General features: G+C 48.2%; 12 protein-coding genes. 1 reads left to right on the forward strand and 11 read right to left on the reverse strand.

The annotated features are described in order from the left end of the window. From QUA16_RS33085 to bcp, 4 genes are all read right to left on the reverse strand, one after another. On the reverse strand, positions 1 to 222 hold a 222-nt coding region (locus tag QUA16_RS33085; protein WP_333181659.1), incomplete at its 3' end, for a hypothetical protein. Between the two features lie 63 nt (positions 223 to 285). Continuing rightward, the gene (locus tag QUA16_RS33090) at positions 286 to 1,092 is read right to left on the reverse strand and encodes an alpha/beta hydrolase (protein ID WP_333103512.1); all 807 of its coding nucleotides are present in this window, start codon (positions 1,090 to 1,092) and stop codon (positions 286 to 288) included. 158 nt (positions 1,093 to 1,250) lie between these two features. Beyond that, on the reverse strand, positions 1,251 to 1,706 hold the full coding sequence (locus QUA16_RS33095) for an NUDIX hydrolase (protein WP_333103515.1): 456 nt from the start codon (positions 1,704 to 1,706) through the stop codon (positions 1,251 to 1,253). Between the two features lie 77 nt (positions 1,707 to 1,783). After that, positions 1,784 to 2,257 carry a thioredoxin-dependent thiol peroxidase gene (bcp, locus tag QUA16_RS33100; RefSeq protein ID WP_333103518.1) on the reverse strand — a complete coding sequence of 158 codons (474 nt, stop codon included), beginning with the start codon at positions 2,255 to 2,257 and terminating at the stop codon, positions 1,784 to 1,786. 762 nt (positions 2,258 to 3,019) lie between these two features. Here bcp and QUA16_RS33105 point away from each other — a divergent pair. Further along, positions 3,020 to 3,211 (forward strand): hypothetical protein, encoded by a 192-nt coding sequence (locus QUA16_RS33105; protein WP_190738786.1) that lies wholly within the window; start codon positions 3,020 to 3,022, stop codon positions 3,209 to 3,211. 100 nt (positions 3,212 to 3,311) lie between these two features. On the opposite strand, the gene argH is transcribed toward QUA16_RS33105, so the two are convergent. The 7 genes from argH to nusB all read right to left on the reverse strand — a co-directional run bounded on the left by argH (position 3,312) and on the right by nusB (position 11,428). Further along, positions 3,312 to 4,697: an argininosuccinate lyase gene (gene argH, locus QUA16_RS33110; protein ID WP_333103519.1), complete on the reverse strand. Its 1,386-nt coding sequence runs from the start codon at positions 4,695 to 4,697 to the stop codon at positions 3,312 to 3,314. A gap of 287 nt (positions 4,698 to 4,984) precedes the next feature. Beyond that, positions 4,985 to 5,224: a hypothetical protein gene (locus QUA16_RS33115; RefSeq protein ID WP_333103520.1), complete on the reverse strand. Its 240-nt coding sequence runs from the start codon at positions 5,222 to 5,224 to the stop codon at positions 4,985 to 4,987. Then, positions 5,214 to 6,701, reverse strand: a complete 1,488-nt coding sequence (locus tag QUA16_RS33120) for a PP2C family protein-serine/threonine phosphatase (RefSeq protein ID WP_333103521.1) — start codon at positions 6,699 to 6,701, stop codon at positions 5,214 to 5,216. Before QUA16_RS33120 ends, QUA16_RS33115 begins: the two co-directional genes overlap by 11 nt. 75 nt (positions 6,702 to 6,776) lie before the next feature. Next, complete coding sequence (locus QUA16_RS33125) at positions 6,777 to 6,977, reverse strand: hypothetical protein (RefSeq protein WP_333181661.1); 201 nt, start codon at positions 6,975 to 6,977, stop codon at positions 6,777 to 6,779. Between the two features lie 584 nt (positions 6,978 to 7,561). Then, on the reverse strand, positions 7,562 to 9,319 hold the full coding sequence (gene ftsY / locus QUA16_RS33130; protein ID WP_333103523.1) for a signal recognition particle-docking protein FtsY: 1,758 nt from the start codon (positions 9,317 to 9,319) through the stop codon (positions 7,562 to 7,564). Between the two features lie 77 nt (positions 9,320 to 9,396). Further along, on the reverse strand, positions 9,397 to 10,587 hold the full coding sequence (locus tag QUA16_RS33135; RefSeq protein WP_333103524.1) for a transposase: 1,191 nt from the start codon (positions 10,585 to 10,587) through the stop codon (positions 9,397 to 9,399). Between the two features lie 208 nt (positions 10,588 to 10,795). Further along, positions 10,796 to 11,428 (reverse strand): transcription antitermination factor NusB, encoded by a 633-nt coding sequence (gene nusB, locus QUA16_RS33140; RefSeq protein ID WP_333103525.1) that lies wholly within the window; start codon positions 11,426 to 11,428, stop codon positions 10,796 to 10,798. Positions 11,429 to 11,858: the final 430 nt, after the last annotated feature.

Consider the following 11,858-nt stretch of genomic DNA (forward strand, 5'->3'; position numbering starts at 1 on the left):
ACTGTTGACTGTTGACTGTTGACTGTTGACTGTTGACTGTTGACTGTTGACTGTTGACTGTTGACTGTTGACTGTTACCAATGCCCAATGCCCAATGCCCAATGCCCTGTTTGGCCGATGCCCTGTTTGGCCGATGCCCAATTCCCAATTCCCAATTCCCAATGCCCAATGCCCTGTTTGGCCGATGCCCAATGCCCAATGCCCTGTTTGGCCGATGCCCAATGCCCAATTCCCTGTTTGGCCGATGCCCTGTTTGGCCGATGCCCTGTTTGGCCGATGCCCAATTCACTTAGCAAACTCGCGAATATATTTAGCAACAACATCCGGGACTTCCTGCGGCAAATTGCTTTCCCCCGGACTTACCAATTGCAGTTCGGCATTAGGAGCCAGAGCAGCAAAGGATTGACACAAAGACGAAGCTGCGGGAGTATCTTCAGAACCGTGCAACAGCAAAACAGGCGCTTTCAGCAAAGGCAAATTCTCCTCAACTAATTCCGCTGTAATTTCCGCCCGCCGCCGCCCGAACAGCAACTGCACGGCAACTGGGGACTGCATCAACTGCTGTCTGAACTTTAGCAATCCGTCAATCTTTTTTTGGCTACCCAGCAACCTAGCAATTGGATAGATCGATCGTAGCAACCACAAAGCCAGCGGAGGTTGACCGATCAGCCAGCTAGCCGTCTGCCACCGCCCCCGCCGGTTGCCAACCTTGACGCCTTCTGGGGCCAACAACACCAAACCCTGAACTCGATCGGGATATTTGATAGCGTAGCTGGTGGCCACCCAGCCGCCCAGAGAGTGAGCGATTAAATAAACCTGTCGCAACTTCAAAGTATCGAGGTATTGGGCGAGACATTCTACTTCCAAGTCGATCGAATAATGAAGATTCGGGCGTTCCGAGTCGCCAAACCCCAGCAAATCCGGTGCGAAGCAGTGGTAGTAGGGGCTCAAATGTTCGATCGTCCTCAGCCACTGACTGCTGTCGTGCCAAGAACCGTGCAAAAATACTAAATTCGGGCCTTGACCGATTTCGTGCCAAAAGATTTGCCCTACAGAGAGTTTGACCCGAGAATTGCGTAGCGGTGAGTACATCCGGTTAAATATTTAGTAATAAAAAGATGATTAATTTAATGTTCAGAGTTTGTGAATAAAAGTAGGAAAACAGTGAAAATTAATTCCACATTCATAACAGACAACTTTTGACCGCGAGGTAATTTCCGACTTTTCTCAAATTGGGATGCCCCGCCAATTTACGCCACAGTTGTCAAGCCTTGAAAATAGTCCTGTAAGTGTTGGTCGTTATCGTGGCTGAGCGCGCCCTCCGGCAGCGATGCGGGCAAAAAAGCCTCAACCTCGCTTACTTCAAGGGTATCCTGAACTTGCATCTTGCCCTCTACCTCTGCTGCCACCACGATACAAATCGAGTGCAGGCGAGGGTCTCTATCGGCAGCCGAATAAACACCCACCAAGCGACGGATTTTGACTAAATCGAGTCCTGTTTCCTCCGCTAATTCCCGGCGCACAGTTGTGGGAATATCCTCTCCCCAATCCACCATACCTCCCGGCAGTCCCCAGCGACCGTTGTCGCGGCGGCGAATTAACACAATTCGCCCGTCAGGCAATACGGGAATCACCGCAGCACCAGTGACGGGATGTCGAAAAATCAGTCCCAGCACAGTTTGTACAATTTGCCACAATCGACGCATAAACTCAAAAGCTTGTTTAGGAGAAAGTAAATTCAGACATCCTAGCTCGCAGCTCCGGAGTCTTAATTTTTAATTTTTCATTCAGGCCAGAGGTCTGGCAAATCTGCTAATATCTCCGCTGCGTGAGATTCTGGTTTGACTTTGCGGTAAACCTTTTCAATCCTACCATCAGGGTCGATCGCGAAGGTCGATCGAGTAATTCCCATAAATTCTTTTCCCATAAACTTTTTGAGTCCGTAACAGCCGTAGGCGTTAGCAACTTCGGCGTTTAAGTCGCACAGCAAGGGAAAAGGCAGTTGATATTTAGCTGCAAACTTGGCGTGGGCCCCGGCCCCGTCTGTACTGACACCGAGGACTGCTATATTGCGCGACTGGTACTGTAAGTAAATGTCGCGAAAGCCGCAAGCTTCTTTAGTACAGCCAGGGGTATTGTCCCTAGGGTAAAAATACAGTACAACTCGCCGCCCTCGAAAATCTGCAAGATTGAAAATATTGCCTTGCGCGTCGGGCAGGCTGAAGAGAGGAGCTACGTCACCGGGATAAATCGTCATTTGTCGTATTTGGTCAAGAGTTTATAGAAATATTCTGCAAGATTGACTACATTGCGTCCCATCGCACCCATATTCCCAGCGACTTGAATCCCGGTGTTCTTTTTTCTGGGTCTTGTACCGGGTGTGCTATGATCGTCATCGGTCTAAAATTGAGTATAACTAGCCCACGTAATAACTTAACTGGATTAGTTGAGTGCGTAGTCACACCTAACGGTGTTGCGGTTTAGCTAGGCAGACAGGAATCCCCACACTATACCGATCGAAGGTTAGTGTGGGATAAAAGGCGCGTCAGACTCCTGATTCCACCCCTCCACAATCTCATAAGCTATGCTTATGAGATTGTGGAGGGGTGGACAACGAGACGAACCAATTCCTTTTGATAATATCAGTGGGGCTGGACGTGTTCCTCACTTTAAAACGCCTTAGAGGGAAACGATTGGAGTACCTTGAAGGAAGTTCTCGATCTCCTTAACAGGACTCAGAAGCCTAAACCATATCGCTTGCGATTGTTGTGGCAGCGTCACGAAAGCTAAATTTGAACAAAACCTAGCTACAGAAAGAGAACCGATCGAGTACGGTAGGGCATACCGGAATTTACGCTTGGGGAGAAGACACCTATATTTGGGCGGGAGAAATCCTGTCACAAGCAAGTGAATTCGCTGAACCAAGAATCTCAGTCACCAAGAGTGCACAGAGTGTCAAACTTAAGAATCCCCGTGCGTGAAAGCCCGGGGACTGTCAATGTTTATTAGTGAGGTCAGAATGGCTAAGCGCCGCAATCTCAAGAAAGAGAAGGCACAACGAAATCAAGCATACGCTCGCAAGTTTCGCAAGCGGAGAAATCAAGATATGTTCTCCAACAAGAGAAGACGATTTGACGGCGGTAACGGCGGTGGCATGGGCGCCATGAGCGGTGGCGGCAGAGACAAAGACATGGCTGCTGCTGAAGATTAATTGAGTCAGGCTATCTGCCGAACTTAGAACCAGAGTGGAAAACACGATCGTTCTTTCGTAGAGATAGCCAGCCGGAATTTGTCCAATAATTCAACGAGGTTTAGGCGATTCGATCGCGCGCAGCGATAAGTGATTTTCTCACTTGTTCAAACCCGGTACCCCCGTAACTATTGCGAGCCGCCACCACTTGCTGAGGTGCGATCGCGCTGTAAATGTCTGTCTCAAAGGCTGGGTGCAAGTCTTTCCACTCCTCAAGTGTCAAATCTTTGAGGAGTTTGCCCCCCGAAAGGCAAGTTTTGACGACTTTGCCGACAAGGTTGTAAGCTTCCCGGAAGGGAACGCCTTTGGCGGCCAAGTAGTCGGCTACGTCTGTAGCGTTAGAAAAGTCTTCCGTAACGGCAGCAGCGAGGATCTCGCCATTAAACTCGATTCCTTCCCGCAGCAAAATGGTCATTGCTTCCAAGCAACCCTGTACCGTTTTGACGGTATCAAACAAAGCCTCTTTATCTTCTTGCAAATCTTTGTTGTAGGCCAAAGGAAGTCCCTTCACTACTACCAACAAGGCTTGCAAGTTACCGAACACCCGTCCCGCTTTGCCCCGCACCAACTCCGGCACGTCGGGATTTTTTTTCTGGGGCATGATGCTAGAACCCGTAGCGCAGCTATCTTTGAGCGTAATAAATCCAAATTCGTGAGAAGACCACAAAATCATTTCTTCTGACAATCGGCTCAGGTGTACCAGAATCAAGCTGGCTGCAGCGAGAAATTCGATGGCAAAATCTCGATCGCTCACTCCATCTAAGCTATTAGCATAAACCTTGTCAAAATGCAAGAGTTCGGCAGTATAATGTCGGTCGATCGGGAAAGTCGTCCCCGCCAGCGCGCCACAACCCAAAGGCGAAACATTCACCCGCTTGGAGATATCGCCGAGACGTTCCCAATCGCGATCGGTCATTTCAAAATAAGCTAACAGGTAATGAGCCAAACTGATCGGCTGAGCGCGCTGCAAATGAGTGTAACCGGGAATTAAAGTTTCCACGTTACGATCGGCAAGATCGAGCAAAACCCCTTGAAATTCGCGCAATTGCTCGCGAATTTCGGCGATGCGATCGCGCAAATACAAGCGAGTATCAGTGCCGGCTTGATCGTTGCGCGATCGGGCAGTGTGCAACTTTTTCCCAGCATCCCCCACAATCTCCGTCAGCCGCTTCTCTACAGCGAAGTGAACGTCTTCTGCATCAACTCCCGGAACAAAAAGTCCTTGGCGGTATTCGCGGCGGATCTGTTCCAAACCATTGACTAACTGTTCGCCTTCTGCTGCGGAAATAATCCCCGTTTTGGCCAGCATTTTAGCGTGAGCGACAGAACCAGTCAAGTCATACTCAATCAATTCAATATCGAAGCCAATACTAGCATTGAATCGGGCGATCGCCGGGTGCAACGCCGATTCAAATCTTTGACTCCAAGTTTTTTGTTGTGTTGTCATTGCTCAAGCTAAAACTAGATTATATCTCTCTTGCAGAAGTCTATAAAAACCGATTTTTAGCAAAGACTAAAGTCCTTCCTCCGGTTGGTAGTCAGGACTTTAGTCATCCATTCCCAATTCGGCAAGAAAAAACTCAAGTCCTGACTACAAACTTTTATACATCTTTTGACACGAAAAAACTGAAGTCTGGACTACAAAATTGTGAAAGTTTTGCTGCATCAGAAAGAAGTGAACTTTTGGCTAAAAACCTTTTAAATCCGTTCCATATACCTTCTGCGACAAGAACTCTAACGAAAAATTCCTTTAAAGAACCAGCCCACAAAAATACCTATAAAAAAAGCTCCTATTTGACCAGTCGAAACAAAATGGTTCCAAGCTTTCTGGAAATTCGTAAAAATTTCGTAACTTTGAGCCAAAACCACCGTCGAACTCAAATGAGATTTCAAAACTAACACGTGAGCGACATCGTTCCAATTAATCGAACTGGTTAATCCAGCAGTAATTTCCGGCATTAAATTAACTATCATTGTGATTTTCTCCTGCTAAAGGTGTTACCCTCAGAACAACCAGTGTCATGTCATCTTCGTTACGATTGCCGATGCCGATAAACTGGTGTACGCGATCGAACAAATAATCCAAAATTTCTTCAGACTGCTGGTAATTTTGACAGGCCCACTGAAAAGCCGAGGTCAAGTTATCCTCATCAAACCGATCGCCCCTTTGATTAGAAGCATCGGTAAATCCGTCTGTGTAATAAATAATAGTATCTCCTGGCTGCAATTGCACGCTTGCTTCTTGGTAATGCGAATCAGCATCCAGCCCAATTAACATTCCCTCCAAAGTATCAAGCTGAAGAATCGAATTAGTAGCAGCTTGCCACAGCAAAGGCGGGTGGTGAGCAGCATTGCTGTAAGATAAAACGCGAGTTTTCGGGTCATACTCCGAATAAAACAGAGTCACAAAACGGTGGGAATTTTCCAAATCCGCGTGCATAACCCGGTTTAAATGTTGCAAAATTCTCGACGGCGAGTGGCGGTTCAAAACCTCCGCCCGCAGCATACCCCGTGTCATCGTCATCAACAGGCCCGCTGGTACTCCTTTGCCCATCACGTCGCCGATGACAATGCTCCAGCGGCCCTTGTCGATTTTGGACTTGAGATTTTTAATTAGGGATGGGGGGTGTTCCCCCTCATTCTCCTTGCCGATCGGGTCATAGTCAGCGGGAATAAAATCATAATAATCTCCGCCGACTCTGCTAGCAGTTTGGCAGCGGGCGGCCACGTCAACACCGGGAATTTTGGGACAACTGCGGGGTTGCAGCCGCAATTGAATTTCCGCCCCGATTTCTAACTCTCTGTCTAAGCGGTCTTTTTCCGCCAACTTAACAGTAAGTTCGTCTTTGCAAATAGCAACGGCGGTTTGATCCGCCACCAACCGAACTAATTTCTGTCTGCTGGGAGTCCAGAGATATTGCGGATCACTGCTAAAAACATAAAGCCGTCCGCGTTCCAAATTGTTGACTAAAATTGGCGCCCCAAACAAATGAACATCCGGGCCCAAATAACGACCGACTTGCAGGTCTAGACTAGAAGTTTGCCCAGAGGTTTCCGAAAACGTTCCAGCAGTAGCGCCCGCACCTGCTGTAGCTTGCCTGGTGGCTATTTCCAGCGCTTTTCGCATATCTTGGCACTGCCGTCCTTCCTGACAGTGTAACTGCTGGAACCTGACTTGACCGTTGGGTTTGAACAGCACTAAAGCTCCCCCGTCGGCGTCAGTAACGCGAGTCGCCACCAAAGGCACCAACTCCAAAAATTGGTTGAGATTGTTAAAACTTCGCAGGGCAAATCCCAGCGAACCCAACATATCTTGAACATTGTGCTGATATCGGTGCAAACGCGCCACCAGTTCTTTGAGGGCAAATACTGGCGTCGCGTCGGTGGAATTGCGACCCGGAGGGCGGTCAGCAGGTTGAGGTGAGGGACGAGGCAAAGGCACAGCAGTCATTTTAAATTTGTGATTTTCGATTTTAGACCGAGGAGGAATGATTGAGGACTTATATCAATTCCGGTTGCACCGGAATTATTGTTGACTGTTGACTGTTGACTGTTGACTGTTGATTGTTGACTGTTGACTGTTGACTGTTGACTGTTGACTGTTGACTGTCAGTCGAAGAACTGAATTATAGTTGAGTATTGACTGTTGATTCGATTTTACAATTCCGATCCTAGCGGAGTTGATATTACGGGCCACTTGAACAGAAACCCGTTTTTTTTCGAGCAAGCAGTTTGGTTTGAGGAAGTAAGTTGGGTACTAGGACATTGGTATCAACTTAAGTGGGAAATTCTCAAGAAATCTCGTTTATAGCTTAGTCTAGATACGCCCTACATCCCCTTAACAAGAAGGGGGACTTTAACCATTTGCTGTCGCCCTTCTTAAGAAAGGGCTAGGCAGGGCTGTTTCATTTTCAGAAAAACCCGGGTTTGTAGGGGCGGTGCCAAGAGTGTCCGCCCAGCCCATAAACGAGTCGGGGCTTCAGATATCAGGGCAACCGGGCGTGGGATTGCCCCTACAAGAGAAGGAAACAGCCCAGGAGGGCCAGGGAGATAGGGAAGAATGTGGAATCAGACAGCACACTGATACTAAATTTGAGCTTAATTTGACACGCTACTGGCGCTTTGAACCCAAACCAGCAAGAACAGGGGAAGTTATTGTTTCTAGGTATTTAGTTTTCACTCGCCGCCCGTGGTGGCGCAAGTCCTGCGATGGTAGTTTGAGGTTAAGGATTTGAGATTTTGAACCTCTGTATCCGCCTCCAAAAATCGGGACGACCACAGATACCCGATCTAAAATCTAAAATCTAAAATCTAAAATCTAAAATCGAGTAGGGCTTCCACAAATTCGTAACTAGAAAACGGGCGCAAGTCTTCGATGCTTTCCCCGACTCCAATAAAGCGGATGGGCAGACCAAGCTGCTGCACTACGGCTAGGGCAACACCACCTTTAGCAGAACCGTCGAGTTTTGTCAATACTACTCCGCTTAATTTTGCCGATTCTGCGAACACTTCTGCCTGTCGCAAACCATTTTGACCCAGTGTGGCATCCAAGACCAGTAGAGATTCTACGGTAGCGCCTGGGGCTTTCTTATCTACAATGCGACGGATTTTACTTAATTCGTCCATCAGATTTTTTTTGTTTTGCAGGCGGCCTGCGGTGTCTACGATCAACAGTTCTGTGCCTCGGGCGCTGGCGGCGGCGATCGCATCAAACACGACAGCAGCCGGATCGGTATTTTTCCCTGGGTTGGCAATAATTTCGACCCCACTGCGGGAACCCCAAACTTTCACCTGTTCGACGGCGGCGGCGCGGAAAGTGTCGGCGGCGGCAATTAGGGTTTTGTAGCCGGATTTTTGGGCAATGTGCGCTAGTTTGCCGATCGTCGTAGTTTTGCCCGCACCGTTGACTCCTACGATTAACCAGATGTTAAAAGTGTCTTTTTCCGGGGCAAATGTCAGGCTGTAGAGGGGATTACCGGCGGCGGTTTCGGCACAGGGAGCGTCCAGAATGTCGCGCAGGATGGTTTTCAGGTAGGCTAGAGCCTGTTCTGGCGGCAGCACTTCTTGTTTGAGTCTTTCTTGGAGGCGAGTGATAATGATGTCGGTGGCTGCGACTCCGACATCAGCTTGCAGGAGCAAAGTCTCAATTTCCGCTACCGCGTCTTGATTGAGCGGGCCTTGACCTACGATCGCCTTTAGTCGATTAATTAAGCTGCGGCGAGTTCTTTCTAAGCCTTTTCGCAGTTTTTGCAGCCAAGTGATTTCTTCAACTGATACTTGGTCTGGGCGGCGGCCTTGACTGGCTAAGATTTCTGAAGACCACAGGAAGCCTTCGTCAAAGGCGAAACCGGGAATTTCTTCGATAATTGCCGCTCTCTCGGCGGCGGCTGCAATTACGTCTGGTTCTTCAATGGCGGTTTCTTTGAGGCGTTCGATGCGCTCCATGCGATCGGCCTGAGCTCGGGCCCAAAACGGCAGGGCTTCGGCTGCTTGGCCGTCGGATGCGAGTGATTCGGTTTCTACAACCTCAGTTGCAGGTTCGGCAATTTCTATATTTTCTGCTGTAACTTCTAATTGTTGAGCTATAGGTGCAATGTCGAGCGCCCCGGCTGTGGGTTGCAGAGTTTCTGCAATTTCTGCTGGCGTTGCTGCATCGAGTTCGAGATCCTCGGTAGCTTCAACTGTTGCGGGTGCTGCAACTTCTGGAACTTCTGCAACAGTTGGTGCTGTGGTTGCTGGTTCAAGTTCGATGGTCTCGGTTGCTTCAATAGTCGCCGGTTCTGCAACTTCTGCAACTGTCGCGATTTCTGCTTCGGCTGCTGGAACATCGGGCACTGCTGTCTCGGAAACTTCTGTTTCGGGTTTTTGCTGTTTTTGAATATTTTTGTAAGCAGCTTTTGCCCAATTGAGATAATCTTCCGCTACAGCAGGAGAGTCTTGCTCTGCTGCATCTGTTTGAGGCTCAACCGGTGCGGATTTTGCCGAATCATCTGGCGGCTGTTCGGGAGTTGCTTCTGTTTCAGAAGATTTATTTTCGCTGTACTGGCGACGAAACCAATTAAATACCATAGTTCATTGGGAATAGAGAATAGTTATTATTGACAACTCCTCGGCCTGAAGGCACGAGGATTCTTGGTTCATTGGGACTACTCATGTAGCTTCCCCTCCCCAAAATTCACTGCGATTTGCCCAACCGCTGTATATCCACGCTGCAACACCACTTGCGCGGCTGCAACATCTCGATTCGTTTCATAGCCACAGGTTTGACATTTATGTACCCGTTCGGATAGTTCTTTTTTGCCTGTATTGGTTTGACATAAGGGACAAGTTTGACTTGTTCCGTTCGGGTTTACAGACGCAAAGTACGCACCTCGCTTAAAGCAAACATGGCTCAAGATATTCAAGAACTGACCAAACCCTGCATCAAGCGTGTGCTTGCTCAGCATTCCGGCTGACATTGCTTTGAGGTTCAAGTCCTCAGCAAATACTGTTTGGGCACAGGTACATAAATGATGTGCGGTCTTGAAATGAAAGTCTTTGCGACTGTTCGAGATGTATTCGTGGTGCTTCGCTATTTGGTGATGAATTTGACGAAACTTTCTAGAGCCTTTTTTCTTGCGCTTGAGTTGACGTTGCAGCAATTTCAGCTTGCGTTGTCCATCCACAAAGAATCGAGGTCTATCAATCAATTCACCATCAGAAGTTGCCAAAAAATATTCTAACCCTAAATCAATCCCTAATCCATGCCCTGAAGGTGAGGCTTGAGGCACTTGGATATCACATTGCAAAGTTAGCATGGCATAGTAACCAGAAGCCCTCTTAACAACGCGAATTTGCTTGACATCAAACCCTTGAGGGATTGGACGCGACAGGTGCATTTTTACGGGGCCAATCTTGGGTAGGTTGACCCAATCGGTACCATCAAACTGTTTAACGGATTCTAGATTCAATTGAGGAAACACAAATGAGCGCATCCGTTTTTTGAATCTAGGGAAACCGTGTCCTCGTTCCCACATCGCCACAAACGCTGCCTCTAGTTGGCGCAACGCCTGCTGCAAGACATGGGTGTGAGGCAATTTCAACTCAGGAATTAACTTCTTTGCTTGGGCTAATGATTTGCATTGGCCCGCAAAGGTTGGACGCGGTGCATCAGCAGTGATAATGTATTCCTGCTTCATGCTGCACGAGTTGATATCACACTTACGAGAATTAACCCAATCTTTTCGTTCTCGCAATGCAAAGTTGTAGACCTTGCGGCAAATATTGAGCCACTGGTCGAAAGTCTGGCGTTGCGTATCGGTAGGAATGAGCTTGTACTCGTAGGTGAGATTTAACATAAAACAATTGTAGAGCCGACCTGAATAAATGCAGTGCTGTTTATGCAAAAACCTCGCTGAGAGATTCCGAGCCGAAAGTCCCCCTAGAAGGGGGAGGCTTGTATCCCATTTTTTTTGTCATTAGTCCTCAGTCCCTAGTGTAGAGCCGATTGCGGATTGCCAATCACTAATGACCAATGACTACTGACTAAGGACTACTGACTAACGACTAGGGACTAACAACTTCTGCGTTGATTTTATCGACTACTCGGCGGAGGACTCCGTTGATGAAGCGATGTCCTTCGTCGCCGCTGTAGCGTTTTGCGAGTTGGACGGCTTCGTTGACGCTGACTTGTTCGGGTAAGCCGAGATATAGCATTTCGGCGATTGCGATTCTCATGATATCTCGATCGATCCGGGGCAACCGTTCTATTTGCCAGTCTACAAGGGCTTCCGAGAGCAATTCGTCAATTTGAACACGGTTGGCGCTGACTTTCGTCAGGATTTGCAAAGCATAGGTGCGGACATCTTGCTGGTTGGCTAGCTGGATCAGTTCTGGAAACTCCATTGCTGAACCGAGACGGTTGATTGCGGTTTGGGTGAGTTCGACTGCTTCCCGCACCATTGCTCTAGCACTTTGTATATCGGCGGCACGGATTTCGCTGGCAAGCAGTTTGTCGCTACTCCGCTGCACTTCGGATGCTGCGGCTTCTAAGGATTCTTGAACTTCTGTTGTCAGGGTACGGATGGCGGCGAGGAGAACATCTTGCAGTTTTTTGGCTTCTAAGAGTTCTGGATTCGTCGGCAGTTGGCTGATGCCGAGGAGTGCGAGTTCGCGTGCTGTTTCGCGGGCTTTTTTCATAATTTTTAGATAGGGATTGAGAATTTAGGAAGTTTTTCGATCGCGCGCGGACTTGAACTTTAGCAGAAAACTCGACTAAAAGCGGTACAAAACCAGCCGTCTGACTCGCCAGCAGCGGGTAGTTTACAGATACTTCGCTGTCAAACCCAAGATTTATGCTCGAAACCGGGTTTCTGAGTATAGGCTTTCTCGGTTTGGGCTGGTTTTGTCGAAATATTATCTGCTATGGGGAAAGTTTACACGGCCTTACCAGAAAGAATTGGTTTAAAGCCCCAAGCCTGATCGGGAGAAATTAAAAGAAGACTATTCATTACTCCAATCCTCTTCCTTCCAGCTAGAGGTCGCCCTTTTGCGGTCAACTGTCAACTGTCAACTGTCAACTGTCAACTGTCAACTGTCAACTGTCAACTGTCAACTGTCAACTGTCAAC

Origin of the sequence: Microcoleus sp. S13_C3, from assembly GCF_036700905.1 — a bacterium.
In the GTDB taxonomy this organism is placed as follows: domain Bacteria; phylum Cyanobacteriota; class Cyanobacteriia; order Cyanobacteriales; family Microcoleaceae; genus Microcoleus.